At 60.8% G+C, this 24416-nt stretch carries 25 protein-coding genes; 10 read left to right on the forward strand and 15 right to left on the reverse strand.

Features of this window, described 5'->3' with window-relative positions; all coding sequences use genetic code 11:
* Positions 1-49 precede the first annotated feature (49 nt).
* From ACIGDJ_RS14005 to ACIGDJ_RS14015, 3 genes are all read right to left on the reverse strand, one after another.
* Positions 50-748, reverse strand: a complete 699-nt coding sequence (locus ACIGDJ_RS14005; protein ID WP_397478894.1) for a tRNA (adenine(22)-N(1))-methyltransferase — start codon at positions 746-748, stop codon at positions 50-52.
* A 130-nt stretch (positions 749-878) separates the two neighbouring features.
* Positions 879-1928 (reverse strand): NAD(P)-dependent alcohol dehydrogenase, encoded by a 1050-nt coding sequence (locus tag ACIGDJ_RS14010; protein WP_101155312.1) that lies wholly within the window; start codon positions 1926-1928, stop codon positions 879-881.
* 146 nt (positions 1929-2074) lie between these two features.
* Entirely contained in the window at positions 2075-2302 is a 228-nt protein-coding gene (locus tag ACIGDJ_RS14015; protein WP_101155310.1) for a hypothetical protein, read from the reverse strand.
* Positions 2303-2465: 163 nt separating this feature from the next.
* Between ACIGDJ_RS14015 and ACIGDJ_RS14020 the strand changes: the two genes are divergently transcribed.
* Positions 2466-2675, forward strand: coding sequence for a DUF2945 domain-containing protein (locus ACIGDJ_RS14020; RefSeq protein WP_076563378.1), 210 nt, complete (start codon positions 2466-2468; stop codon positions 2673-2675).
* Here ACIGDJ_RS14020 and ACIGDJ_RS14025 read toward each other — a convergent pair.
* The 5 genes from ACIGDJ_RS14025 to ACIGDJ_RS14045 all read right to left on the reverse strand — a co-directional run bounded on the left by ACIGDJ_RS14025 (position 2672) and on the right by ACIGDJ_RS14045 (position 9148).
* Positions 2672-3925 (reverse strand): FAD-dependent oxidoreductase, encoded by a 1254-nt coding sequence (locus ACIGDJ_RS14025; protein WP_397478893.1) that lies wholly within the window; start codon positions 3923-3925, stop codon positions 2672-2674. The genes ACIGDJ_RS14020 and ACIGDJ_RS14025 overlap by 4 nt on opposite strands.
* On the reverse strand, positions 3915-5507 hold the full coding sequence (locus tag ACIGDJ_RS14030; RefSeq protein ID WP_397478892.1) for an aldehyde dehydrogenase (NADP(+)): 1593 nt from the start codon (positions 5505-5507) through the stop codon (positions 3915-3917). The genes ACIGDJ_RS14025 and ACIGDJ_RS14030 overlap by 11 nt, the downstream gene beginning before the upstream one ends.
* Before the next feature lie 64 nt (positions 5508-5571).
* On the reverse strand, positions 5572-6519 hold the full coding sequence (locus tag ACIGDJ_RS14035) for a dihydrodipicolinate synthase family protein (protein WP_101155305.1): 948 nt from the start codon (positions 6517-6519) through the stop codon (positions 5572-5574).
* 54 nt (positions 6520-6573) lie between these two features.
* Positions 6574-7500, reverse strand: coding sequence for a 4-hydroxyproline epimerase (locus ACIGDJ_RS14040; protein ID WP_313004686.1), 927 nt, complete (start codon positions 7498-7500; stop codon positions 6574-6576).
* Between the two features lie 22 nt (positions 7501-7522).
* Entirely contained in the window at positions 7523-9148 is a 1626-nt protein-coding gene (locus ACIGDJ_RS14045; protein WP_397478891.1) for an APC family permease, read from the reverse strand.
* 220 nt (positions 9149-9368) lie between these two features.
* Between ACIGDJ_RS14045 and ACIGDJ_RS14050 the strand changes: the two genes are divergently transcribed.
* Positions 9369-10139, forward strand: coding sequence for an AraC family transcriptional regulator (locus ACIGDJ_RS14050; protein ID WP_313004695.1), 771 nt, complete (start codon positions 9369-9371; stop codon positions 10137-10139).
* Here ACIGDJ_RS14050 and ACIGDJ_RS14055 read toward each other — a convergent pair.
* Positions 10136-10732 carry a LysE family translocator gene (locus ACIGDJ_RS14055; protein ID WP_101155297.1) on the reverse strand — a complete coding sequence of 199 codons (597 nt, stop codon included), beginning with the start codon at positions 10730-10732 and terminating at the stop codon, positions 10136-10138. The two genes, ACIGDJ_RS14050 and ACIGDJ_RS14055, sit on opposite strands and share 4 nt — an antisense overlap.
* Before the next feature lie 54 nt (positions 10733-10786).
* Positions 10787-11623 carry an AraC family transcriptional regulator gene (locus tag ACIGDJ_RS14060; RefSeq protein WP_397478890.1) on the reverse strand — a complete coding sequence of 279 codons (837 nt, stop codon included), beginning with the start codon at positions 11621-11623 and terminating at the stop codon, positions 10787-10789.
* A gap of 682 nt (positions 11624-12305) precedes the next feature.
* Here ACIGDJ_RS14060 and ACIGDJ_RS14065 point away from each other — a divergent pair.
* On the forward strand, positions 12306-12524 hold the full coding sequence (locus tag ACIGDJ_RS14065) for a hypothetical protein (protein WP_101155291.1): 219 nt from the start codon (positions 12306-12308) through the stop codon (positions 12522-12524).
* Between the two features lie 79 nt (positions 12525-12603).
* Here the strand turns inward: ACIGDJ_RS14065 and ACIGDJ_RS14070 are convergent, their stop codons facing one another.
* Genes ACIGDJ_RS14070 through ACIGDJ_RS14080 form a run of 3 tightly spaced genes read right to left on the reverse strand, consistent with a single transcriptional unit; the run spans position 12604 to position 16148 of the window.
* Positions 12604-13842: a nucleoside permease gene (locus ACIGDJ_RS14070; protein WP_313004712.1), complete on the reverse strand. Its 1239-nt coding sequence runs from the start codon at positions 13840-13842 to the stop codon at positions 12604-12606.
* Between the two features lie 43 nt (positions 13843-13885).
* Entirely contained in the window at positions 13886-14968 is a 1083-nt protein-coding gene (locus ACIGDJ_RS14075) for a sugar phosphate isomerase/epimerase family protein (RefSeq protein ID WP_397478889.1), read from the reverse strand.
* A complete protein-coding gene (locus ACIGDJ_RS14080; RefSeq protein WP_397478888.1) occupies positions 14958-16148 on the reverse strand; it encodes a Gfo/Idh/MocA family protein in 1191 nt (396 codons plus the stop codon). Before ACIGDJ_RS14080 ends, ACIGDJ_RS14075 begins: the two co-directional genes overlap by 11 nt.
* 180 nt (positions 16149-16328) lie before the next feature.
* Between ACIGDJ_RS14080 and ACIGDJ_RS14085 the strand changes: the two genes are divergently transcribed.
* On the forward strand, positions 16329-17342 hold the full coding sequence (locus ACIGDJ_RS14085; RefSeq protein WP_101155285.1) for a LacI family DNA-binding transcriptional regulator: 1014 nt from the start codon (positions 16329-16331) through the stop codon (positions 17340-17342).
* A gap of 5 nt (positions 17343-17347) precedes the next feature.
* Here ACIGDJ_RS14085 and ACIGDJ_RS14090 read toward each other — a convergent pair whose 3' ends face one another.
* A complete protein-coding gene (locus ACIGDJ_RS14090; protein WP_397478887.1) occupies positions 17348-19729 on the reverse strand; it encodes a DUF3772 domain-containing protein in 2382 nt (793 codons plus the stop codon).
* Positions 19730-19893: 164 nt separating this feature from the next.
* On the opposite strand from ACIGDJ_RS14090, the gene ACIGDJ_RS14095 reads away from it, so the two are divergent.
* The 6 genes from ACIGDJ_RS14095 to ACIGDJ_RS14120 all read left to right on the forward strand — a co-directional run bounded on the left by ACIGDJ_RS14095 (position 19894) and on the right by ACIGDJ_RS14120 (position 23048).
* A complete protein-coding gene (locus ACIGDJ_RS14095; RefSeq protein WP_101155281.1) occupies positions 19894-20403 on the forward strand; it encodes a CinA family protein in 510 nt (169 codons plus the stop codon).
* Complete coding sequence (locus ACIGDJ_RS14100; RefSeq protein WP_101155279.1) at positions 20400-20918, forward strand: hypothetical protein; 519 nt, start codon at positions 20400-20402, stop codon at positions 20916-20918. The genes ACIGDJ_RS14095 and ACIGDJ_RS14100 overlap by 4 nt, the downstream gene beginning before the upstream one ends.
* A 7-nt stretch (positions 20919-20925) precedes the next feature.
* Positions 20926-21381, forward strand: a complete 456-nt coding sequence (locus tag ACIGDJ_RS14105; protein ID WP_101155277.1) for a DUF421 domain-containing protein — start codon at positions 20926-20928, stop codon at positions 21379-21381.
* Positions 21382-21467: 86 nt separating this feature from the next.
* Positions 21468-21695 carry a PLD nuclease N-terminal domain-containing protein gene (locus tag ACIGDJ_RS14110; RefSeq protein ID WP_024012535.1) on the forward strand — a complete coding sequence of 76 codons (228 nt, stop codon included), beginning with the start codon at positions 21468-21470 and terminating at the stop codon, positions 21693-21695.
* Between the two features lie 40 nt (positions 21696-21735).
* The gene (locus tag ACIGDJ_RS14115) at positions 21736-22905 is read left to right on the forward strand and encodes a zinc-dependent alcohol dehydrogenase (RefSeq protein ID WP_101155275.1); all 1170 of its coding nucleotides are present in this window, start codon (positions 21736-21738) and stop codon (positions 22903-22905) included.
* Positions 22902-23048 carry a hypothetical protein gene (locus ACIGDJ_RS14120; protein ID WP_178081127.1) on the forward strand — a complete coding sequence of 49 codons (147 nt, stop codon included), beginning with the start codon at positions 22902-22904 and terminating at the stop codon, positions 23046-23048. The genes ACIGDJ_RS14115 and ACIGDJ_RS14120 overlap by 4 nt, the downstream gene beginning before the upstream one ends.
* 50 nt (positions 23049-23098) lie before the next feature.
* Here the strand turns inward: ACIGDJ_RS14120 and ACIGDJ_RS14125 are convergent, their stop codons facing one another.
* Positions 23099-24271, reverse strand: coding sequence for an MFS transporter (locus ACIGDJ_RS14125; protein WP_313004950.1), 1173 nt, complete (start codon positions 24269-24271; stop codon positions 23099-23101).
* Between the last annotated feature and the right edge of the window lie 145 nt (positions 24272-24416).

Consider the following 24416-nt stretch of genomic DNA (forward strand, 5'->3'; position numbering starts at 1 on the left):
TCCCGAAACCCCTGTGGGAGCGGGCTTGCCCGCGAAGACGTCGCCACAGTCACCCAAGCAATTCGCTGATCCACTGCACCTCTTGCCTCAGCGCCCCGATTTTGTCCTCGGGCAACGCCTGTTGCGCTTGCGTGAACTGCCCCAGCGTCTTCTGCCGCTGACTCAGCCTGCGTTGCCACTTTCGCACAAAGGCAGGGGTGCGCATCTGCAGCTGCAGGGGGCCGAAAAACAGTTCCCTGGCATCGTAAGTCACCGGATCAGAGGCACGCTCGGCAACGATGATTTCGTAGTCGAAGCGGTTCTCGTGCAGCACCTCCTCACAGACGATGCGGTAGCCGTTATCCATCAACCACTGACGCAACGCTTGCTCGCCGCCGTTGGGCTGCAGGATCAGCCGTTCGTGGCCATTGAGGTGAGCTTTGCCGCTCTGGAAAATATCGCGAATGGTTTCGCCGCCCATACCGCACAGGGTGATGGTGGTGATCGCATCTTCAGGTTTGATCGCTGCCAGACCATCAGCCAGGCGCACACTGATGTGGCTGTGCAGGTCGCTGTCATTGACGGTGCGTTGCGCTGCATGGAACGGCGTGCGCGCGACCTCACCAGCCACCGCCGCTGTAATCAGGCCCCGGCGCATCAGGGCTACCGGCAGATAAGCGTGATCGGAGCCGATATCGGCCAGCCGTGCGCCGACCGGCACATGGGCAGCGACGCGTTCAAGGCGCATGGACAATGTCTGTTGGTTCAACGGCGACCCCTGTTCACCCAACGGTGGAAAAAGGGGTGCGACTCTGGCGAGCAACGCTGGCGCTGTCAAATCGCGCCGATGGAATCCCTTAAGCCATCGGCAGCACGTCGCTGCCGATGGACGTTGGCGATTAGCCGGCGAGGGTTGCGTTGTCGATGACGAAGCGATATTTCACATCGCCCCTGAGCATACGCTCGTAGGACTCATTGATCTGGTCGGCACGGATCAATTCGATGTCGGAAACGATGCCGTGCTCGGCGCAGAAATCGAGCATCTCCTGAGTCTCGGGAATGCCGCCGATCATCGAGCCGGCAATGGTCCGCCGCTTGGTGATCAGGTTGAACACGTTTGGCGAAGGATGCGGCGAAGCAGGCGCACCGACCAGGGTCAAGGCACCATCACGCTTGAGCAGAACCAGGAACGCGTCAAGATCGTGTGGCGCGGCGACGGTGTTGAGGATGAAGTCGAAGCTCTTGGCGTGTGCTGCCATTTCCTCGGCATTGCGCGACACCACCACTTCGTCCGCGCCCAGTGCCTTGGCGGCTTCACGCTTGGATTCGGAAGTGGTGAATGCGACGACGTGGGCGCCCATGGCGTGGGCCAGTTTGATGCCCATGTGCCCCAAACCACCGATGCCGACCACGCCGACTTTCTTGCCGGGGCCGGCGTTCCACTGGCGTAGCGGCGAATAAGTGGTGATGCCAGCGCAGAGCAGCGGCGCGACGGCGGCCAGTTGCGTTTCGGGATGACGAATACGCAACACGTAGCGCTCGTGCACGACAATGTTTTGCGAGTATCCGCCGAGGGTCCAGCCTGGTGCGTCGGGGGTCGGAAAGTTGTAAGTACCGATCATGCCGTCGCAGTAATTTTCCAGGCCGGAGTCGCAGTCGTCGCAGTGCTGGCAGCTGTCGACGATGCAACCGACACCGACCAGGTCGCCGACCTTGTAGTCTTTGACGTGATTGCCAACCGCTGAGACGCGGCCGACGATTTCATGGCCGGGGACGCAGGGGAATTGCGTGCCTGCCCATTCCGCGCGCACCTGATGCAGGTCGGAATGGCAGATGCCGCAGAAGGCGATATCGATCTGCACGTCATGCGCCGCCGGGGCTCGGCGGTTGATCTGCATCGGCTCAAGAGGTTTGTCGCCAGCGTGGGCGCCGTAAGCTTGTACCAGCATGTGAGCATCCTCCATGGGTTGTCGGACGCTCATTGTTGCGCGGGGGTCCGAGCGCGAGGTAGTGCATTTCTGTGAAATGCTTGCCTGATTCTGCCGTTGACGCATAAGCCAAAGGCAGCCGTAGGGCGACGGCTGCGATTGAAGGCTCACCGCGGATTGGGCTGATCGTCCATCTCGGCGTTATCGGTTTCCTGCCGCACCTGCTCGGGGTCCAATCCGGCATCGTCATTATCCAGCGGGATTTCACCTTCGTTGTCGGGCAGTTCGTCGATGCCGCGCTCCTTCATCGGATCCACCTCGGTACGCCCCGGACTCAGCGGATCCGGTGTGGTTGGGAGTGGATCGTCACCTTGCTTGCCTTGATCATTATTCATCTCACACCTCCTCGTTACGGTTTTACGGCTCGTGCACGTTGGAGGTGCGGACAATTTTCGCCGTTCGATTTTTTTGCCTGCCGATGGTCGCCTCGCAGAAATGCGGAATTTCTCCAGCGCGCACGGCTCCATAAACCAACAAGCCAGAGGCGAGGACGCAATGATGAGCAGCTCATTCAAGGTCGGCGATGCGGTGCGCTGGAATTCCGAGGCCGGCGAGATTCACGGCAAAGTGGTCAAGGTGCACACCCGCGACACCGAGTTCATGGGCCGCCACCGCCCGGCCTCGAAAGACGCGCCGCAGTACGAGGTCAAGAGCGACAAGACCGGCCATCTGGCCATGCATCACGGCGACGCGCTGAAGCACGTTTAGAAACGCGCCAGTCGGTAGGGCTCGGTATTGGGCAACGCGAGGGTGGCGCCTGAAACCATTTTCCCGATCATCTCAGCTGTGACCGCCGCCTGGGTCAGCCCAAGATGCTGATGACCGAAGGCAAGCAAGACCTTGCCGTCGCAGACCTGATCGATCACTGGCAGCGAATCCGGGAGTGATGGTCGAAACCCCATCCACGGCGTCGCGCCATCAGCGTTCAGATCCTTGCGAAACAGGCCTTGGCTAAGGCGCTGCAACTGCCAGGCGCGTGCCATGTTTGCTGGCCGCTCCAGCCCGGCGAACTCGACCGTGCCGGCCAGGCGCAGGCCTTCGCCCATCGGCGTCATGATGAACTTGCGTTCCAGCGAGGTGACGGGGAAGGGCAGGCGATCATGCTCGTGTGGCAGCATCAGGTGATAGCCTCGCTCGGTGTCCAGCGGTACCTGCTTGCCGGTCAGCGCGGCGGTGAGTTTCGCCGAATGCGCACCGCAAGCCAGTAACACGCGGCTGGCCGTTACACCGCCGTTGCCGGTCACCAGTAGAACGCCGTTTTCCTGCACGTAGCCGCCCTGAACCCGTTGCTTGAGAAAACTCACGCCGCTGCTGCGAGCCGCCTCGACCAGCGCACACACCACCCGATACGGGTCGAGAAAGTGCCCGGTGCGCGGGAAAAACAGTCCGCCCTGAATCTGTTCGCTCAGCTGCGGCGCCGTTTCGCGGATCGCCCCGGCCTGCCAGTAATCGACCGGTACCTGCTGCTGATGCAGTCGTGCCTGCAAGGCTTCGATGGCTTGCCGGGATTCGGGTTTTTCAAAGACCAGTAACGAGCCGTCAACCCTGAGCAGATCCGCGCGCTGGATATCACCGAGCAAGCGCTGCCACGCATCCAGGCTGCTGTCATTGAGCGCGCGCAGGCCTGCAACGGTTTTCTGGAAAGGCTCAGGCCGCAGATTCAGCAGCAACCGGGTGAACCACGGCAGGGCGCGCGGCAGATATTTCCAGTCCAGGCGCAGCGGCCCCATCGGGTCCATCAGCATGGCCGGCAAGCGTTTGAGGATCGACGCGTCAGCAATCGGGAACACCTGCTCGGTGGCCAGATGCCCGGCATTGCCGAACGAAGCGCCATGCCCCGGTTCCTGCTGATCGATGACCACCACGCGCAAACCCTGACGCGCCAGGCGCAGTGCGCAAGCCACACCAATGATTCCAGCGCCGACCACGGCGACGTCGTGCGAAGGGTTATTCGCCATGGCGTGTCGCTTCCCGATGGCCATCAAGCAGACGTCGCAGGTGCAGTGGATTGGTCTGTTGCAGCGCCGTCGGCAGCAAGCTGTCGGGGAAGTCCTGATAGCACACCGGCCGCAGGAAACGCAGGATCGCCGCAGTGCCGACCGAGGTGCTGCGCGCATCCGAGGTCGCCGGGTAAGGCCCGCCATGAACCATCGCCTCGCAGACTTCCACGCCGGTCGGCCAGCCGTTGACGAGCAGGCGCCCAGCCTTGCGTTCCAGGGTAGGCAGCAACGTGCGCGCCAAAGCAAGGTCGGCGTCATCCATGTGTAACGTCGCCGTCAGTTGGCCTTCAAGGTGTGCGCAGACCTGACGAATTTCTTCCTCGCTGCTGCATTGCACGATCAGCGATGCAGCGCCGAAGACCTCGGCTTGCAAACGCTGATCGGCAAGAAAATCCGCCGCGTCGGTACTGAAGACTTGCGCTTGACACTGATTCGGGCCGTTGCCGGGTTGGCCAGCCGCTACCGCGCGTGCACCAGGATTGTCTTGCAAAGCCGTCACGCCTGCTTGATAGGCGCCGAAAATGCCGGGTGTGAGCATGGTTTGCGCCGGGCTGCGGGGGATCAGATCAGCCACCGCGCTGAGAAACTTATCGAGCGCTGGGCCGTGACGGGCAATCAGCAACCCCGGGTTGGTGCAGAACTGCCCGGCGCCCAATGTCAGCGACGCGACAAATCCTTCGGCCAACGCCTGCGGCCGATTTTCCAGCGCGGCAGGAAACAGCACTACCGGGTTGATCGAGCTCATTTCCGCATACACCGGAATCGGCTCCGGCCGCACTTGCGCGGCTTTCATCAAGGCCAGCCCGCCGCTGCGCGAGCCGGTGAAACCGGCGGCTTTGATGCGCCAGTCGCCGACCAGCGCAATACCCACTTCGTACCCGCAATCGAACAACAAGGAAAACACGCCCTCGGGCAAACCGCAGGCCTTGACCGCTTGAGCCACTGCGCGGCCGACCAGTTCACTGGTGCCGGGATGGGCGCTGTGCGCCTTGACGATCACCGGGCAACCGGCCGCCAGTGCTGCAGCGGTATCGCCACCGGCCACGGAAAACGCCAGCGGAAAGTTGCTCGCGCCAAATACCGCCACAGGCCCCAGGGCAATCTGCCGTTGCCGCAAGTCAGAACGGGGCAACGGTTGGCGTTGCGGTTGCGCGTTGTCGATGCGCACGTCGAGCCATTCACCGGCGCGCACCGTGCGAGCGAACAGGCGCAATTGCTGGCAAGTGCGCCCGCGTTCACCCTCAAGGCGTGCGCGCGGCAAACCGGTTTCGGCGTGGGCGCGTTCGATCAGTTCGTCGCCAAGGTTTTCGATGTGCTCGGCAATGCTGTCGAGGAATGCGCCACGGGTGCTCAGGCTGGTTTCGCGATAGGCGTCTTGCGCCGCCCAGGCCAGGGCGCTGGCCTGTTCGACCTGTTCGGCTGACGCCCCGGCGTACTGCGGTTCGAGTGCCTGGTTAGTCGCCGGATTGATCCCGCAAAAGGCTGGACGATTGCCCGCCACGGCTTGCTGGCCGATCAGCATATTGCCCGTCAGAGTCATGGTGTCTTCCTGTGAAAATCAACGAGGCCTGCCGCGAATCGTGTTGACTCGCGGCAGGTAGTAGTCAGGCGAAGTTCTGCTCGGCCGACCAGTTTTCGTACCAATGACGGAACAGCGAATATTGCTTCTCGGCATAGCGCCGTTGCGAGTCGCTCAGCACGTCAGTTTCGTTGAAGTGCAGGGTGTATTCCTTGTCGCCGTTGAGCACCATCAAATGCTTGTAATACAGCACCAGATCGCAACCTTCGTCGAACGACGACAGTACCGCCAGCGCCGACTCCAGCTCCCGCGCCTGGCGCCGGGCCTTGGCATCGCCTTGCGCGGCCTGCTTGCTCAGCGCAACCAGTTGCAGCACTTCGCGGGGCAGGGCGTTGCCGATGCCGGTGATGGCGCCGGTGGCGTTGCAGTTGACGAAACCGTGCACCACTTGCGTGTCGACGCCGACCATCAACGTCACGTCGTCATCCTTTGAGGTGATGTTCTCAGCTGCGTAGCGCAGGTCCGCGCCGCCGCCGAATTCCTTGAAACCGATCAGGTTCGGGTACTCACGGCGCAGTTCGAAAAACAGGTCGGCGCGGGTGGCGAAGCCGTAATAAGGGCTGTTGTAGATCACCGCCGGCAAGTTCGGTGCGGCTTGCAGGATGGCGGCGAAGTGAGCCTTTTGCGCCGTCGCCGAAGCGCCACGGGACAGCACGCGCGGGATGACCATCAAGCCTTGCGCGCCGACTTTCGCCGCATGCGCTGCGTGGGAAACCGCTTCACGGGTATTCACCGCACCGGTACCGACGATGGTCGGCACCCCGGCAGCCACCAGCCGTGCCACGCCTTCCTGGCGCTCGGCTTCGGTGAGCAGCGGCCAGTCGCCCATCGAGCCGCAATAGACTACGGCGCTCATGCCGACATCGATCAGCTCGCGTCCCTTGGTCACCAGCGCGTCGAAGTCCGGTTTGCGCTCGGTGGTGCACGGGGTCATCAGGGCCGGCATGCAACCGGTGAAGATGTTGTCGCTCATGATTCAACTCCTTGGCATTTCGTTTGATTCGAGGTGAAAGGTCGGCGCGGCGGCTCAGATGCCCCACGCGAACGGGTCGCTGTCGTCGATCAGCAAGGTGCTGTCGGCGGTCATAAAGGCGCGGCCGGTGATGAACGGGCGAATGCGTTCGCCCTCCCATTCGAAACGGCCTTCGAACTGGCTGCCAGTGATGCTCGCCTGCACCCACGGCGCGCCCGGTTGCAGTTTGTCGTCGGCCGCCAGGCAGGCGAGTTTGGCGCTGGTGCCGGTGCCGCACGGCGAGCGGTCGTAGGCTTTGCCGGGGCACATGACGAAGTTGCGACTGTCGGCCTGATCGTCATCGGCGAACAGTTCGATGTGGTCGATGACCGCGCCGTCTTCCCCAGAGATGCCCTGATCTTCCAGCGCCTTGAGCATCGCCCACGTGTACGCCGTCAGGTGCTCGACGTTGTCCATGGTCAATGTCTGGCCATGCTCGGAAACGAGGAAAAACCAGTTGCCGCCGTAAGCGATATCGCCGACTACGCGGCCAAAACCGGGGACGTCCACTGGCACCTGTTTGCGATGACGGTAAGCCGGCACGTTGCCCACGGTGACCGAGCCATCGTCGTGCAGCGTCGCGCTGACTTGCCCCACCGGCGTGTCGATCTTGTGCAGGCCCGGCTGGATTTTCCCCAAATGCTGCAACGAGTTGATCAGGCCGATGGTGCCGTGGCCGCACATGCCCAGGTAGCCGGCGTTGTTGAAGAAAATCACCCCGCAGGTCGCGTCCGCCGAGGCGGGCGGGCAATACAGCGCGCCGACCAGCACATCGTTGCCGCGTGGTTCCAGCAGACAGGCGCGGCGCCACTGATCGTGCTGGCTGCGCAGGGCGTCGCGTTTCTCGACCATGCTCTTGCCGGGCAACTCGGGGAAGCCGCTCATGACCAGCCGCGTCGGTTCGCCGCCGGTGTGGGAATCAATGACGTGTACTCGTTTCATGAAGAGATCCCGTTGGATGATTTCAGTAGGCACCGGCAGGTCGGGCGTTGACGGTGGGCGAGGCCGCGGGGCTTTCGCTTTCTTCGTCCTCGTCGTCCAGACGCAGCAGATGGGCAGGCACGCCGGTCGCTGCGCCCCAGTAGTAAATACCGGTGGCGCAAGCGGCAACGACGATGGTGTCGAACGGATGGGCGAGGATGCCCAGACCACCGAAGGTGCCGAGTTTCGACAGCACGATGGTCACCGCGTAGAACACGATCAGCCACGCCGATGAACGCACCTGACTCGCCAGACTCAAGTGCGCGGTGGGCACAAAGCGGCCACAGAACAGGTAGATGACAAACATCAGGATTTGCAGGCCGAGCAGCCACGACACGGTGTTCCAGCCCGACCAGTAGACGATCAGCGCCGCGATGATGAACGACACTGGCCCGAGCAGGCCCATGCTTCTGACCCGGAAGGGGCGCGGCATGTCCGGCGCATTGCGGCGCAGCGCCGCCACCGACACCGGCGCTACCGCATAGCTCAGCACCAACGCGGCGGAGACCACGTTGATCAGCGCTTCCCACGATGGAAACGGCAGGGTCCAGAACACCGACAGGGCGAAGGTCAGCCACAGCGCCGGACGCGGGATGCCGGACTTTTCATCGATGTGGGTGAAGACCTTGAAGAAGGTGCCGGTCTGCGCCCAGCCATAGATCACGCGCGGCGTGGCGTTCATGTAGATGTTGCCGCAGCCGCTCGGCGAAATCACCGCATCGGCGACCACCAGATACGCCAGCCAGCCGACACCAAGCGCCAGGGCGATGTCGCGATAAGGCAGGGCGAATTCCTTGCTGATGCCGGCCCAGCCGTTGGCAAGCATTTCTGTCGGAATGCTGCCGAGGAAGGCCATTTGCAGCAGCACGTAGATCAGGGTCGACAGCAGCACCGACAGAATCAGCGCGATGGGAATGGTGCGCTGGGGATTTTTCACTTCGCTGGCCACTGAAATGATCGGCGTCAGGCCAAGGTAGGCAAAGATGATCCCGCCAGCGGAGACGGCCATTTCGACGCCGGACAGTCCGAACGGAGCGAAGCCCTGAACGTGGAAATTCTCCGGTTTGAAAAAGGTGAACAGCACGCCGATCACCAGCAGCGGCACAATGAATTTGAATACGCTGACCAGATTGTTGGCCTTGGCGAAGGTTTTCACGCTGCGGTAGTTGAGCAGGAAAAACACGCAAAGCAGGCCGAACTGCACCAGCCAGCCAAGGATCGTCGGGTCGCCACTGCCAGCCTTGGTCAGGCCGGGAAACCACGCCGCCGCATATTGGCGCGAGGCGACCACTTCGATCGCTACCAGACTGGAAAACGCAATCAGGGTAATGAAGCCCATCAGGTAGCCGAGCAGCGGGCCGTGGGAGTAAACCGGGTAGCGCACCACGCCACCGGCACGGGGCAATGCGGCGCCCAGTTCGCAGTAGACGATGCCCAGCAGCAACACGGCGAAACCGCCCAGCAGCCAGGAGAAAATCCCCGCCGGCCCGGCAATCGCCGAGACATGGCTGGCGGCGAACAACCAGCCGGAGCCGAAGATCGCGCCGAGTCCGATAAAGGTGAGGTCGATCAATGAAAGCTGTTTTTTGAACTTGCCTTGGCCTGACATGGCATCGCCTTCTTGTGAGTTATTGGATAGGCAGTTGTGTCACGGGGACGACCAGACTTTGCACCGCTCGACGCCGATGGCGATTGATGTTTTATGCCGGGATCGATGACGAATTCAGCACAATGGCGCCGATGAATGCACGGCCTCGACAGGGCGGCGACGTTGCTGCAATCTGCTGGCGAGTGGCGTCTGTGGTGGTTCAGTTCGAGGAGAGTCTTTGATGCAGTCAGCGTTTTCGATCCTGTGCCAGGGCACTGACGGCTTGCGTGCGCAGACTCTCGAAGAGATGGTCGCGGGTGTCGCGCAACTGTTGCCGATACTCGATGTGATCCCCAATGCGGCGATCTTCATCAAGGATCTGCAAGCGCGCTATGTGCTGGCCAACCGCACGCTGGTGCAGCGTTGTGGCTTGAAGGACCTGCGCCCGTTGCTCGGCAAAACCAGTGCGCAGGTTTTCCCGGCGCAGTTGGGCCCGGGATACACCGAACAGGATCGCAAAGTGCTGGAGGAAGGTTTCGTGTTGGAGGATCAGCTCGAACTGCATCTGTATGGCAGTCGCGAGCCGGGCTGGTGCCTGACCCACAAGAGGCCGATCCACAACCGTGACGGGACGATCATCGGCCTGGTGGGGATCTCGGTGGATCTGCAGTCAGCCAGCGAAACCCATCCGGCTTTCGAGCGCCTGGCGGCTGTCGATGAATACATTCGCGGCAACTTCAACCGGCGGGTGACGCTGGGTGAACTGACGCGCATCGCCGGGATTTCCGTGGCGCAACTGGAGCGCTACTGCAAACGCGTTTTTCACCTGACGCCACGGCAGATGATTCAGAAAGTCCGGCTGGAGCATGCGCATCGCTTGCTGCACAGCGACTTGCCGATCACCGAGGTTGCGCTGCAATGCGGCTACACCGATCACAGCGCTTTTACCCGTCAGTTCAAGGCCTCGACCGGGTTTACACCGCGCGAATACCGGCAGGCGACCGGGCATTAGACCAACACGGCCAACCAGGCCGAAAGCAGCAGAAGAAAGGCCAGTGCCGCGTTCATTCGCTTGAACGCTTGCGGTGAACCGAGCAACCGCGCGCTGCCGACGCCGAGCAGCGCCCAGAGCGTCATGCACGGCAGCGACACCAGCAGAAATGCCAGCGACAACACCAGCAGGCGTAGCGTCTTGTCGCCGCCGCCAACGAATACGCTGACCACGGCCACAGCCATCATCCACACCTTCGGGTTGACCAGTTGCAGCAGCGCCGCGCCGAATACGCTCAAGCCTTGTTCCTGGGCGGCATTCGGGTCCAGCGATGGCGGCTGGCTGCGAAAGATCTGCCACGCCAGCCAGCTCAACCAGAGCACGCCAGCCCAAGCCATGGCTTGCTGCACGCGCGGAAAGCGCAACAGGGTTTCGCCAGCGCCGAGCCCGACCACCAGCACAATCAGCGCCGCCGCCGCACAGGCGCCGAAAATGATCGGCAGCGTGGCAATCAGTCCGCGCCGCGAACTGTGGCTCAGCACCAGAATATTGGTCGGCCCCGGCGTGATCGAGGCGACGAAAGCAAACAGCAGAAAGGGCAGTAAAGAAGCCATGGTGCAAATTCCTGAAAGTCGAAACAGGACACCATGATCGTCAGCGGGCGGGCCTCAGTCTGGAAGATTTGAGCAGCGTCTGCGGTAGTCCGCCGGGGTCAATTGATAGGCGCGGCGGAACCAGCGCCCCAGATGACTCTGATCGGCAAAACCAAGCACGCTGGCCACCTGCGCTGGCGTCTCGCCGCGCGCGAGCAATTGCCGTGCCTTGGCCAAGCGCAGTTGGATCAGGTAGGCGTGGGGTGCCAGACCGAAAGCGGCCTTGAACGCGCGGGTCAGGCGAAAACGATCGACACCACAGGCTTGCGCAAGGTGGTCGAGGCCGATGTCTTCGTAGGTGTGGGCATGCAGATAGTCGCGCGCAACCTGCGCAACCAGTGGCAGGCGCGGATCGAAGTCCTGACGCTTGCGCCAGTCGAGATGGCGGGTGAGGGACGCCAGCAGGCCATCCAGCGCAGTCTGCCGGACGATGCGCAGATCGCCGTCATGTAACGCGTGGAAGGCTTGCACGATCGCAGTCGACAGGCGCGGATCGTGGTTCAGTGTGTCGGCAAAGCCTGGCTGGCTGTCGGCGGGCGCCTCTTCGAACAGCGCGTGCAGTTCGCGCTCCAGCCAGTGCGGATCGAGGTACAGCATCGAGTAGGTAAAGCCATCCTCGGTCGGCGCATGGCCGTCGTGGATTTCACCCGGCTCGAGCAAAAACACATGCCCCGGCGTACTGCGATGACGCACACGTCGACAATTGAACTGCTGCACGCCTTGCTCGGTAACGCCGACGAGAAAACTGTCGTGCCAGTGCGGATCGTAAGCATGCCCACGGAAATGCGCACGAATCGACTCGATCCCGGTATCGATATCCTGGGACAGGGAGATCCAGTTGCGTTTGTCCATGGGAGTACTCCAGGGGCGGTTGAGCAGGGGCGTTTTTACGATACCGCGTGGAGCTGGAGAGTGTTTAGAAGATTTGTGCAGGTGAGGAGGGGAGCTCGAGCTGGGTGATGTGATGGGAGAAGGGTTTCGCAAGAAAATGCAGACGAAAAAAAACCGCCTTCGCGGGGCGGTTTTTGGTTGGCCTCGATTTGCGATCGAAGCCATGTGCTTCACCAGCCACCTTAACCAGTCGGCTGAAGGCACGCATGGTCCGGTAAGTTTGCTGCAGGTTTGGCCGCCAGCCCTGGAGGCCTAAACGTTTGAAGCTTTTGCTGCGAACGCTGAGCCTTGTAATGGGGATTGTTGAAAGCCTTGCGCTTTTACGAGTTCCTGCGAGATCACTTTGACGACTTGCAAAGGTTGTCTGAGTGAGGAAAGACCCGTTTCGGTTTCGACTGGACGGGTCTTTTTCGTGTGCATAAGGCTGTCAAATATAAGATTTTCGGTTGTATGCTTTTCGACTTTGTAAGGCGTTTCGCTTGGAGACGTAAGCAATATCACGAATATCGACCCGATGGTGGCTCATGCTCGACCAGCTATTGATTGCGTCAATAACAACCATTAAGTCAATGAAGTTCTCATATCCACGGTGCGGCGTAAGATCGGTTCCATTCCCAACCACTGCACCTCGGAGCACACCATCATGAAACGCCAGACTATCCTCGGTATCGCTTTCTCGGTTTTTGCACTGAATGCCTTCGCTGCCACTGAAACCGACCCACTGTTCAGTGACGCCGTAGCCGCGACCGAAACCGATCCATTGTTCAGCGATGCAGTCGCTGCCGACGGCTCCGATCGCCTGAAAGGTAACCTGGTCGCTGAAGGCGGTGCCGACCGCCTGCTCGAACGCCGTACAGCTTGAGTGCAACAATGAGCATCGACAGCGAATGCCGCCTCAAACACAAGCGGCATTCGTTTGGCTCAAGCGCCACGATCTTCAGTTAAATCGTCGTCGGCAGTACGGCCTTGTCGCGATTGCGACCCTTGAACGTTGCCCAGAAACACAGCAATACCGCCACGGAAAAACCGGCAGGAAACAGCCAGATGCTTCTCCAGTCATGGCCCGCACTCGAAGTGAAGTGGTCAGTGATCCGCCCCGCAATCCAGAAACCCATCAACATGCCCAACCCGTACGTGGCCAAGGTGATCAAGCCTTGCGCTGAGCTGCGGAAGCGTTCCGGTGCCTTTGCGTCGGTGTAGATCTGCCCGGAAACGAAAAAGAAGTCGTAGCACACGCCGTGCAGGGCAATGCCGATCAGCAACATGAATGCCTGATCGTCGTTATTGCCGAAAGCAAACAGCACATAACGCAACGCCCATGCCGCCATGCCCACCAGCAGGGCGATCTTGATACCAAAACGATGGATGAACAGCGGCAACAGCAGCATGAACAGCACTTCCGACACCTGACCGATGGTCATCTTTGCCGTTGGGTTGGGCACGCCGATCTCGGCCAGAAACGGATTGGCATTCTGGTAATAGAACGCCAGTGGGATGCAGATCAGGATTGAGGCAAGGAAGAACACCAGATAACTGCGATCCTTGAGCAAACCCAGCGCATCGACGCCGAGCATCTGCTTGAGGCTTGATGCGCCTGCGGCGTTCTTCAGCGGCGCAGTGTTCGGCAGGCTGAAGCTGTAAAGCCCCAACAGCAGCGACGCCACGGCGGACATCAGGAAAGTATTGCGCAAGCCTCCCGCCACGATGCTTTGTTGCGAGTCCCAGGCGAATACGAAGCTGATAACCACGCCGGCGACAATCCAGCCCACCGTGCCCCACACGCGAATGCGCGAGAACTCCAGCGCCGGATCTTTGATCTGGCGGAACGCCACGGCGTTGACCAGTGCCAGCGTTGGCATGTAGACCATCATGTAGGCGAGTACGTAGGGATAAAACACGCTGAAGTCCGCTGCGCGATAGAGCTGATAGAGCAGCACCGCGCCGAGCAGATGCAGCACCGCAAGAATGCGTTCGGCATTGAAAAACCGATCGGCAATCAGGCCGATGACAAACGGCGCCACAATCGCGCCCCAGGATTGCGTAGCAAACGCCATGCCGACCTGCGCACCGCTGGCAGCGAGCGTCGTAGCCAGAAAAGTGCCGAGGGTGACGAACCAGCCACCCCAGATAAAAAACTGCAAAAACATCATCACGCTGAGTCGCGCATTCATTACGTTCATTTCAGATCACCGTATTGTTTTTATGTCGGTAAACGCGGCTGAATCAGTCGTCGGCCAGGCCGAGCAGGCGCCGATTGGAAGCGGCGTCAGCGCTGACCCCGGCGAAATCGTCGAACGCCTTGGCGGTCTTGCGGATCATGTGCCGCTCGATGAAAGCCGCACCCTCAGCCGCACCCTGCGCGGAATCTTTCAGACAGCATTCCCACTCCAGCACCGCCCAGCCGTTGAAGTCGTATTGGCACAATTTGCTGAAGATCGATTTGAAATCGATCTGGCCATCGCCCAGCGAACGGAAGCGCCCGGGGCGTTCGACCCAGCCCTGATAACCGCCGTAGACGCCGGAACGCGCATCGGGGCGAAATTCGGCATCCTTGACGTGGAACATGCGGATGCGGTCGTGGTAGCGATCGATGAAGCCGAGGTAGTCCATCTGCTGCAGCAACAGATGGCTCGGGTCATACAAAATCGCAGCGCGAGGATGATGATTCACCGCTTCGAGAAACTGCTCGAACGACGCGCCGTCATGCAGGTCCTCGCCAGGATGGATTTCGTAGCACAGATCAACGCCAGCCTCTTCGAAGCAGTCGAGTATCGGCAGCCAGCGTTTGCCCAGTTCAGCGAAGCCTTGCTCGACCAATCCAGCCGGGCGTTGCGGCCACGGATAGACGTAGGGCCAGAGCAGGGCGCCGGAAAAAGTTGCGTGGGCGGTGATTCCCAAGCGCTGACTGGCACGGGCAGCCAGTTTCAGCTGTTCGATGGCCCACTCGGTGCGCTCGCCGGGTTTGCCGCGCAGTGCCGCTGGGGCGAAGTCGTCGAACAGGCTGTCGAATGCCGGATGCACCGCGACCAGTTGCCCTTGCAGGTGCGTCGATAACTCGCTGATGACTACACCGGCGCGGGCGCAGACGCCGATAAGTTCGTCGCAGTAATCCTGACTTTCAGCAGCGCGCTGCAAATCAATGAACCGCGTGCCGAGGGTCGGTACCTGGATGGCTTTGTAACCTTGCGACGCCGCCCATTTGGCGATGTTGGCGAGCGAGTCGAAGGGCGCTTCATCAGCGATGAACTGTGCGAGGAAGATGCCCGGGCCTTTCAGGCCCGTAGCGGTCTGCTGATCATTCATCATTGTTCGTGGCTCCTGTCAGTTGGCCCGGGATCTCGCTCCACTTTGCGTTGCCCAGGTGATTGGCAATGGCGGTTTCGATGAAAGCCATGCCGCGCAGGCCTGTCTCGATACCCGGTACACCCGGCGCCTGATGGCGTCCGGTGTCGTGAAGAATTGCCTCTGCGAGATCGCCGTACAGATTGGCCATGGCCTCCAGATAACCTTCAGGATGCCCGGCAGGCAGGCGCATGCGTTGGTTTGCGGCGGCACACAACCACGGCTGACCGACCCCGGATCGCAGCACGCGCATCGATTCATTCAATGGCCGATGAATCAGACTGGCCGGCTCTTCCTGCCGCCACTCCAGCCCACCCTTGTCCCCGTAGACGCGGATCTTCAGCGGATTTTCTTCACCGGCGCAAACCTGACTGGCAAGCAATACGCCGCTGGCGCCGTCGCTCATCTTGAAGAGCAACGCCACATCGTCATCCAACTGCCGGCCATCGACATGCGAACCAAGCATTGCACTGATGAACTGGATCGGCTGACCGGCAACAAATTCGGCCAGGGAAAATGCGTGGGTGCCGATGTCGCCGATGCAGCCGCCGATCCCGGATTGCGCCGGGTCGTCGCGCCAGCCGGCCTGTTTGTTGCCTTGCCCGGCGACATCGGTGCTGAGCCAGCCTTGCGGGTATTCGACGATGACTTTGCGCACGCGCCCGAGCACGCCGCTGGCGACCATCTCGCGGGCCTGCCAGACCATCGCATAGCCGAGGTAGGTGTGCGCCAGCGCGTAAATGCGCTGGCTATTGATGACCACCGAATGCAGCGCTTGCACCTCGGCCAGGTTAAGCGCCGCGGGTTTCTCACTGAACACGTGAAAACCGGCGCTCAATGCTTCACGGGCAATCGGTGCGTGCAGATGATTGGGCGTGACGATGATCAGCAGTTGCATGCGCTGTTCGGCGGGCAGTGCGGCCTCGCCGGTGAGCAGTGTTTGCCAATCGTCGTAACAACGCTCGGCGGGCACACCCAGTGCAGCAGCGGTGCGCTGATTATTCTCGCAGTCGCGGCTGAACGCGCCGCAGACCAGTTCGAAGCGTCCATCCAGGCCGGCAGCTTGCCGGTGGGCGCGGGCGATGAAGGCGCCTTCACCGCCTCCGACAAAACCCATTCTTATTTTTGTTGCGGCAGCGTACATGGCAGTCGTCTCGGTAGCTGGATGCGATTCTGATCAATGATGTAACCGGTTACATCGTGGAGCAAAATCTAGGCGCGAAACAGCCGGGTGTCAAACGAGAGCGGATGATTGACAGCATTTCGATCGGTCGTCGCCTGCGGTAAGCTCCGCGCCTGATCGGTGTTAAACAACGAGGTGGTTTTGTCCAATATTCGCGAAGTGGCTCGGCTGGCAGGCGTTTCCGTGGCGACGGTGTCGAGGACGCTGAAATCGCCCGAGCGCGTCCTCGCGCCAACCCGTGAGCGCGTGATGGCCGCGGTGGAGCAGGCGGGCTATCGGCCGAACCTCATGGCGGTGCAATTCCGCTCGCGGCGCACCGGCAATCTGGTGATTCTGGTGCCGACCATCGCCAACACCTTTTTCGCCCGGGTGATCAGCGGCGCGCAGCAAGCGGCGCAGGCCGCCGGCTATCGCTTGCTGCTCTGCGACACCCAAGGGCGGGAAGAGCTGGAGCGGCAGTTCGCCGAGCTGGTGTACGCCCATCAAGCCGACGGTGTGATCCAGTTGCGCGCCTACGATCCATTTGAAAACGCGCCGGCAGACGTCGATCTGCCGCCGCTCGTCAACGCTTGTGAAGTGATCAAGGCAGGGCGTTATCCGACCATCAGCCTGGACAACGTCGCCGCTGCCAAAGCCATGACCGAGCACCTGATCACTTTGGGGCATCGACGCATCGGCCTGATCAAAGGCTCGAAGAACAGCCCGCTGACGCGTGATCGTCTGGAGGGCTACGAAGCGGCATTGCGTGAAGGCGCTATCGCCTTCGACGAGGCACTGATCTGTCACGGCAACTTCAGCCTTGAAGCCGGTTTCGCCGGAGCGGAAAAGATGCTTGCGCTGACCAACAGACCCACTGCGCTGTTCTGTGAAAACGATGAAATGGCCATCGGCGCGCTCAAGCGCATCCGGCAAGCGGGGCTGCGGGTGCCCGAGGACATTTCACTGGTCGGCTTCGACGACATTCCCATGGCCGCGTACTGCGATCCGCCGCTGACCACCATCTCGCAACCGGCCGAGGCCTTTGGAACAAAAGCGGTCGAGATGCTGATTGCCCTGATCGAAAAACAGCCGCTGCCAGACAGGCACGTGATCCTGCCGTTCGAGCTGACGCCACGCACCAGCACGATCGGCATCGACAGTTCGGGCGAGCGGTAACCGAATCACGTCGCTGGCGGCTTCGCCAGAACAATTCCAGCGGCGCCCAGGCGCTTGAGCACTTCGAACAACAGGTCGCTTTTGGTCAGCCCGACGATCCTTGGGCTGCCGACATAACCGGTGACCGTCAACGTGATGCCGTCCGGGGACAATTTGCTGAAACGCACGAACGGCCCGGGTTTGTCGAGGATGGTTTCGTTCTCGTGATAGATGTCGAGCAGCAGTTGTTTGACCTCCTCAGGATCGATATCCAGTGGAAACACCAGCTCCAGCGACGCCACGCCCTGAGCGCTGCCGCCGAGGGTAACGTTGCGCAGATTCTGCGAGATCAGTTGTGAGTTGGGCACGATCACGATCGAGCGGTCGCTGAGCTGGATTTCCGTGGCGCGCACGTTGATCCGCCGGATATCGCCCTCGACGCCGCTGATGCTGATCAGGTCGCCGACCTTGACCGGGCGCTCGGTGAGCAGAATCAGGCCGGAGACGAAGTTCTTGACGATCTCCTGCAAGCCAAAGCCGATGCCCACCGACAGCGCACTGACAATCCACGCCAGGTTGGTCCACTGCACACCCAACGACGACAGCGTCAGCAGAATCACAAAGGCGTAGCCGATGTTGGAAAACAGCGTGCTCAGCGACGCGCACATGCCCGGGTCCATGTCGGTCTTGGGCAAAAATTCATTGTCGAGCCAGCGGCTCAATGCGCGGATCAGCCAGATGCCGATCAGCAGCGCCAGCAGCGCGTTGAGCAGATGCCCCGGCACGATGTTCAGCTTGCGCAAACCCGCGCCGCCGAGGATCGACATGATGTTGGTCAGCAACTGGCCGAGCGTGGTGCCGATGCCGCCGACGAACAATGAAATCAGGGCCATCAACATCAGTCCGGCGCGACTGAATCCGGACAGCAGAATCGAAATCTGATCGAGGCGCCGATCGCTGATGCCGAGCAGTTGCTTGAGTGCTTTGCCGCTCGCGTGTTTGGGCGAAAAAAGGTGTTCGCAGGCGTCCTTGACCAGCTGAATCAGCAGGTAGAAGCCCGACAGCACGATGTAGCCCCACACCAATTCATAACTGATGAACCGCGCCAGCGAGACATACCCCGCCAGCAACGCGATGGCCGAGACAAACATCGAAACGCTGGCAACGCTGTAGATCAGCCCGGCGAACACGCTGTTGACCGCCGTGGCGTCATTGGCCGCGACCAGCGCCTTGCGCACGTTGCCGACGCGCAACAACATCGTGCCGATGATCGCCAGTACCACCATCGAAATAACGCCGCGCCCGGCCATGACGATGTGGCTGCTCATGCCCGTGGCGTTGCCAACCTGTACCAGCGTCACCAAGACCAGTAGAGAGCAGGCGAGGATTCGCGGATAAGGCTTGAGGGCGAGCGCCACCGGATCGGCAATGGCCGGCAGGCGCCACGACGGATGCTCGGTCGACAGCAGCGCGCGGCTGAGCCCGGTGATCAGTACGCAGGCATACACGACTTTTTCGAACTCTTCGGAAAACGTTTCCAACACCGGCGGCAGGGCTTCGTGGCGAGTGCAGGCGTAGAACAGCAGTTTCAGGGCGATGGCGGTGGTGATGAAGGTCGCGATGGCTGAGGCGAATGCCAAGGCACTGCGGCGCAGGCGGCCTTCCGCCACCCGGTGAATGCAGAACCAGGTCAGCCCGCGCTCAGCCAAACGCCGGCCGAGCGTCCAGACCAGCAGCGCCAACAGCACCAGTACGCAGGTAAAAAAACGTTCGCCCGGCGCCCAGACCGTGGCCCAGACGTCACTCACCTGCGCAACGAACAGTCGCAGCCGCTGGCGGTCGTCCTCGCTTGGATTGGCCAGTGGCGCCCAGAAATTCGGGCTCAATACGCTGCGGGTACTCAAGGTCAGTTCGCTTTCCAGCAGCGTGCGACGGATGCCCGCGATTTGCGTGATCAGATCGGCGGCATTCTGTTTCAGTGCGGCGAGGCTTTTGAGCGTGCCATCGACCTTGCTTTTCTGCTCCGCCAGTGCCGCCCGCTGCGCGACGATATCGGCTTGCTCGGCGGCCACCTCGGCGTCTGGCGCCGTGCCGAGCACGCCCAGTTGCACGGCCAGTTGCGCCTGCTGCGGCAACAGCGCAGCTGACAATCGGTCGACATCGAGAATGAACGCCTGGACCCGATCCTGCGGACCTTCGAGCTGGTTGTAGTTGTTTGCAGCCGAAATCTGCTGCTTGAGCCCATCGAGGCGTTGTTGCAGGGCTTGCAGATCGCTTTGCGAAATCACCGGCAACGGCGCTGCGCCTGAGTTGGCCGGCGCTGCAAGGTCCGCCGCCCACAGCGCAGCGCTGCCCGGTATCAGCAGCAGGAACAGGATGAAAAACAGTGGCTTGAATGAACAGCGCATGGGGACGGCGGACTCAAGTGGTTCACACAGTCTATGAGGGTAGGTGATCGCGCTGGACAGGGCGGAAAACTTTCTCTGCAAGAGGCTTCATACGCTCATCCAATCCAGCGGAATGATCAGCGCAGCGCACGGTCAACCGGCAATAACAGCTTCGAGAGCACGCCATGTCCATTGCCAAGGAAACGATTGAATACCTGCGTCAACAGTCGTTGATGATCACCACCGCCGAGTCCTGTACGGCGGGGGAAATCGTCATGCTGCTGTCAGAAGTGCCCGGCAGCGGCAAACTGATCGAATGCGGTTACGTGGTCTATTCGCCGCAGGCCAAGCAGCGCTTGCTGCACGTCAGCCCGGCGACCATGGAAACCTTCAACCTGACCAGCGTTGAAGTCGCCAGTGAAATGGCCATCGGTGCGCTGCGCGACAGCACGGCCAATGTAGCAGTCGCCACCACCGGCATTCTCGGTCCCGACGATATGGATGGGATCAAAGCGGGAACGGTATGTTTCGCCTGGGCATTTCAGTTCGATCAGCGACATTTTCTGTTCAGCACCCAGCAATGGTTTCCCGGGTCACGCAGCGAAGTGCAGACCCGAGCCTCGGAATTCGCCTTGCAGCAACTGCCGGATTTTCACCGTCGTGCCTTGCGCGGTGAAGGAGGGTGGCGCCAATGAAGGATGATACTGACCATCCCGATCTGCGTAGCAGGCAGTTCCCGGTACAGGAGGACATGGCTTATCAACTGAAGGTCTGGCGCTTCGAACACATCGGTTGGTACCTGTTGGTGGTGTGCATGCTCTTGGGCCTGTTGGGGCTGTTTTCCCGTGGTGTGCTGAGTTCGCAGGACGCCCGCAGCGCCGATGGCAGGGTTCAGGTCGAATACGAGATGTTCCACCGCAACGGCTCGACCAATCCGCTGAAACTCAGCGTGCATGTGGCGCCTGAAGCCACCGTCGAACTGGACATCGGCGGCGAACTGCTCGATGGCTTCAGCATTGAAACGCTGCAGCCGGCGCCAGTGCGCATGCGTAGCTCAAAACAGGGCATGCGCCTGTGGTTGCAGGCGGATGCGCAGGGCCAGGCAACGCTTTACCTGACGCTGCGCGGCGACGGACTGGGCCTGTTTCGCAGCCATATCCGCATGCCCGGCTCGAGCGACGTGAAGCTCAATCAATTCATTTATCCATAGGTGACCCATGGATTCGGTCTTGCGCGCACTCGCGATGTATCTGGCACTGATGGTGCTGTTCAAAATTGCCGGCCGGCGTTCGCTGGCCGAGCTGACGACGTTTGATTTCGTCTTGCTGATGATCATCGGCGAAGCCACCCAGCAAGCATTGCTGGGCGATGATTTCTCGCTGACCAACGCGTTTCTGGTGATCATCACGCTGATCGCCGTGGATGTCGGTTTTTCCCTGCTCAAGCAACGTTCCGGCTGGGTGTCGCGGCTAATCGATGGCGAGCCGACGATCATTGTCGAGAATGGCAAGCTGTTGCACCGACGGCTGCGCCATGCGCGGCTGGTCGAGGCGGATATCATGGAGGCGGCCCGCTCCAGCCAAGGCATTGAAACGATTGAGCAGATCAAATTCGCAATCATCGAACGCAACGGCAAGATTTCGGTGATCCCGCAGGATTCAGGAAAAGGTTGAGCCGCCGGTGATGTTCGCCGGCAATTTTTTTGAACGCTCAATCGCCCCTAAAGCCCAATCCTTACCAGTCATTGGAGGATCGCGAAATGAACGAGGCAGCGAGTTATTTTTCCATCGCCGTGGCGGTGATCATTCTGCTGGTCGACCTGTGGGCGATTGTCAGCGTGTTTCGCAGCAACAAGAGCGTCGGCGTCAAAGCCGCCTGGGCGATCGGCTTGATCGTGTTCCCGGTGCTCGGCCTGATCGTGTGGGGCATCGCTGGCCCGCGCGGCGTCAAGGAAGGGCCTTCGTCGCCGGAGCACAGCAAGGGCTGAGAACGCGGATTAGCGCCATCCGGAAAATTGGAGGTGAACGATGAAAGCTGTTGTATTTCATGGCGTCGGTGATATTCGGCTGGACGATGTGCCCGAGCCAACCATTCAAGCGCCAACCGATGCCATTGTCAGGCTCACCGCATCGGCTATTTGCGGCACCGATCTGCATTTCATTCGTGGCAGCGCGCCGGACATGCAGCCCGGTACGATTCTCGGACATGAAGGCGTGGGCATCGTCGAAGCGCTTGGCGAAGACGTGCGTAATCTCAAGATTGGCGACCGCGTGCTGATTCCTTCGACCATTGCCTGCGGCAATTGCTCGTACTGCCGTGCCGGCTATTTCGCCCAGTGCGATGTGGCCAACCCCAACGGAAAAACCGCTGGCACTTCATTCTTCGGCGGGCCGAAAACCACCGGGCCGTTCGATGGCCTGCAAGCCGAAAAAGCGCGAATTCCATTTGCCAACATCGGCCTGATCAAACTGCCGGATGCCATCACCGACGACCAGGCAATCGCCATGTCGGATATATTTCCTACAGCCTGGTTTGGCGCCGACATGGCGCGAATCAAGGACGGCGACACGGTGGCAGTGTTCGGCTGTGGGCCGGTCGGACTGTTTGCGATTATCAGCGCGAAGCTGATGGGCGCGGGTCGCGTGTTCGCCATTGACGGGCTGGATGATCGCCTCGCTCGCGCTCAAGCGCTGGGTGCCGAGTGCATCAACTTCGAAAAAGAAGATCCAGTTGAAACCATCGCTCGCTTGACGGCGGAAATTGGCGTGGATCGCGTGATCGAAGCCGTGGGCATCGACGCTAACCATTGCCATCACGGCCATCATCACCCTGCGCAGTGGCAACCCGGAGACGCGCCGTCGCAAGCGCTGGAATGGGCGGTGAAGGCTGTGGCCAAGGCCGGCACGATTTCCATCATCGGGGTCTATCCCGCCGGGTTCGACAGCTTCCCGATCGGCGAGGCGATGAACAAGAACGTACGCATCAACATGGGCAACTGTCATCACCGCAAATACATTCCCAAGCTGATCGAAATGACCCTGGCCGGGCGCGTCGATCCTGGGAAAGTGCTGACTCAGGATGAGCCGTTGACTGATGCGATTTCCGCATTCAAGGCGTTTGATCAACATCAATCCGGATGGATCAAGGTCAAGCTTGAACCGGGTAGCGATACCACTGCTGACAGGAGATCGTCATGAAAAAAATCTGTGCATGTCTGGGGCTCTGTTCAATGTTTCTGTTGAGCGGCTGCTTTGACTCCAACGACGCACCCAACAAGGACAGCGACAAGAGCAAGCCGTCGGTGCAAATGCAGACCGAAAAGCCCGAGGAGGGCAAGTAGCTCCCTTGGTAAAAACCTGTGGGGGCGAGCAGGCTCGCTCCCACAGGCGTTCAGTCGCGCAAACAACCCCGCGCCAGCCAGAGCCAATACACCAACGCAACAGTGCTGATCCCGGCGCCCAGTGTGCACACCCCCACCCAGCCAAACAGCGCGTAGCTATAGGTCGCCGCGATGGCGCCCAAGCCGCTGCCTACCGAGTAAAAACACATATAAGCGCCGACCAGTCGGCTCTGGGCGTCGGGTCGTGCGGCGAAGATCAGGCTCTGATTGGTCACATGCACTGCTTGCACGGCGAAGTCGAGCAGGATCACGCCAACGGCCATCGCCAGCAGCGAATGCTCGACAAGCGCGATAGGCAGCCAGGACAGGGTCAACACTGCCAAGGCGATGCCGGTGGTGCGATTGCCCAAACCCCGATCCGCCAGATGCCCGGCCCGCGCAGCGGCAAGCGCGCCCGCCACCCCGGCCAGACCAAACAGGCCGATCTGCGTATGCGACAGCGACAGTGGCGGCGCGCTGAGTGGCAGCACCATCGATGTCCACAGAACGCTGAATGCGGCGAAGATCAGCAGGGCGAACGTGCCTCTGATGCGTAATACGCGCTCAGTCAAAAACAATTGAAACACCGAGCGCAGCAATCGCCAGTAACCGCGCTGCGCGGGAGGTTTCGCCGTGGCGGGCAGGGTACGCCATAGCAGCAGCGCCATGCCGACCATCAGTGCTGCACAGACCAGATAGACAGCGCGCCAGCCCGCCAGATCGGCAACTACCCCGGAGGCGAAACGCGCCAGCAGGATGCCGAGCACCACGCCGCTGGTGACGGTGCCCACGGCTGCACCACGCTCATCCGGGCTCGCCAGGCTGGCGGTGCAGGCGACCACTACTTGCACCACCACCGCCAGCAGACCTACCAACGCCATCGCACCGAGTAGCACGCCCCAGCTCTCGGCCAAGCCGACTGCACACAGCGCCACCGCCGACAACAGCAATTGGCTGACGATGAGTTTCTTGCGATCGAGCAGATCACCCAGCGGCACGATGAACAACAGGCCGAGGGCATACCCGGCTTGTGTGGCTGTGACGACAACGCCGATTGCACCGGATGAAACACCGAGGCTTTGCGCCATGGTTTCGAGCAACGGCTGAGCGAAGTAAACGTTGGCCACGGCCATGGCGCAGGTGATTGCAAAGAGAAACGTCTGTAGGCGACTCAGGCCAATCATTGTGCTGTCAGCTGCGGTGTGCGCAGTGATCAGGGTTTGCGTCTGGCAGGGCATCCTTGCATCCTCGTAATGTGGTTTTGAAACGAGACCGATGCATTGATCTTTATCCATTCGAGTTGTTAAATGCAACCACATTCAGCGACCA

This window comes from Pseudomonas sp. NPDC079367 (assembly GCF_044542195.1).
Lineage (GTDB): Bacteria > Pseudomonadota > Gammaproteobacteria > Pseudomonadales > Pseudomonadaceae > Aquipseudomonas.

What these genes read in the sequence shown, in the direction of transcription:
- ACIGDJ_RS14010 (WP_101155312.1), bottom strand. Translation starts at nt 1,928, where the DNA reads ATGCTGGTACAAGCTTACGGCGCCCACGCTGGCGACAAACCTCTTGAG.
- ACIGDJ_RS14015 (WP_101155310.1), bottom strand. Translation starts at nt 2,302, where the DNA reads ATGAATAATGATCAAGGCAAGCAAGGTGACGATCCACTCCCAACCACA.
- ACIGDJ_RS14020 (WP_076563378.1), top strand. Translation starts at nt 2,466, where the DNA reads ATGAGCAGCTCATTCAAGGTCGGCGATGCGGTGCGCTGGAATTCCGAG.
- ACIGDJ_RS14025 (WP_397478893.1), bottom strand. Translation starts at nt 3,925, where the DNA reads ATGGCGAATAACCCTTCGCACGACGTCGCCGTGGTCGGCGCTGGAATC.
- ACIGDJ_RS14030 (WP_397478892.1), bottom strand. Translation starts at nt 5,507, where the DNA reads ATGACTCTGACGGGCAATATGCTGATCGGCCAGCAAGCCGTGGCGGGC.
- ACIGDJ_RS14035 (WP_101155305.1), bottom strand. Translation starts at nt 6,519, where the DNA reads ATGAGCGACAACATCTTCACCGGTTGCATGCCGGCCCTGATGACCCCG.
- ACIGDJ_RS14040 (WP_313004686.1), bottom strand. Translation starts at nt 7,500, where the DNA reads ATGAAACGAGTACACGTCATTGATTCCCACACCGGCGGCGAACCGACG.
- ACIGDJ_RS14045 (WP_397478891.1), bottom strand. Translation starts at nt 9,148, where the DNA reads ATGTCAGGCCAAGGCAAGTTCAAAAAACAGCTTTCATTGATCGACCTC.
- ACIGDJ_RS14050 (WP_313004695.1), top strand. Translation starts at nt 9,369, where the DNA reads ATGCAGTCAGCGTTTTCGATCCTGTGCCAGGGCACTGACGGCTTGCGT.
- ACIGDJ_RS14055 (WP_101155297.1), bottom strand. Translation starts at nt 10,732, where the DNA reads ATGGCTTCTTTACTGCCCTTTCTGCTGTTTGCTTTCGTCGCCTCGATC.
- ACIGDJ_RS14060 (WP_397478890.1), bottom strand. Translation starts at nt 11,623, where the DNA reads ATGGACAAACGCAACTGGATCTCCCTGTCCCAGGATATCGATACCGGG.
- ACIGDJ_RS14065 (WP_101155291.1), top strand. Translation starts at nt 12,306, where the DNA reads ATGAAACGCCAGACTATCCTCGGTATCGCTTTCTCGGTTTTTGCACTG.
- ACIGDJ_RS14070 (WP_313004712.1), bottom strand. Translation starts at nt 13,842, where the DNA reads ATGAACGTAATGAATGCGCGACTCAGCGTGATGATGTTTTTGCAGTTT.
- ACIGDJ_RS14075 (WP_397478889.1), bottom strand. Translation starts at nt 14,968, where the DNA reads ATGATGAATGATCAGCAGACCGCTACGGGCCTGAAAGGCCCGGGCATC.
- ACIGDJ_RS14080 (WP_397478888.1), bottom strand. Translation starts at nt 16,148, where the DNA reads ATGTACGCTGCCGCAACAAAAATAAGAATGGGTTTTGTCGGAGGCGGT.
- ACIGDJ_RS14090 (WP_397478887.1), bottom strand. Translation starts at nt 19,729, where the DNA reads ATGCGCTGTTCATTCAAGCCACTGTTTTTCATCCTGTTCCTGCTGCTG.
- ACIGDJ_RS14095 (WP_101155281.1), top strand. Translation starts at nt 19,894, where the DNA reads ATGTCCATTGCCAAGGAAACGATTGAATACCTGCGTCAACAGTCGTTG.
- ACIGDJ_RS14100 (WP_101155279.1), top strand. Translation starts at nt 20,400, where the DNA reads ATGAAGGATGATACTGACCATCCCGATCTGCGTAGCAGGCAGTTCCCG.
- ACIGDJ_RS14105 (WP_101155277.1), top strand. Translation starts at nt 20,926, where the DNA reads ATGGATTCGGTCTTGCGCGCACTCGCGATGTATCTGGCACTGATGGTG.
- ACIGDJ_RS14110 (WP_024012535.1), top strand. Translation starts at nt 21,468, where the DNA reads ATGAACGAGGCAGCGAGTTATTTTTCCATCGCCGTGGCGGTGATCATT.
- ACIGDJ_RS14115 (WP_101155275.1), top strand. Translation starts at nt 21,736, where the DNA reads ATGAAAGCTGTTGTATTTCATGGCGTCGGTGATATTCGGCTGGACGAT.
- ACIGDJ_RS14120 (WP_178081127.1), top strand. Translation starts at nt 22,902, where the DNA reads ATGAAAAAAATCTGTGCATGTCTGGGGCTCTGTTCAATGTTTCTGTTG.
- ACIGDJ_RS14125 (WP_313004950.1), bottom strand. Translation starts at nt 24,271, where the DNA reads ATGATTGGCCTGAGTCGCCTACAGACGTTTCTCTTTGCAATCACCTGC.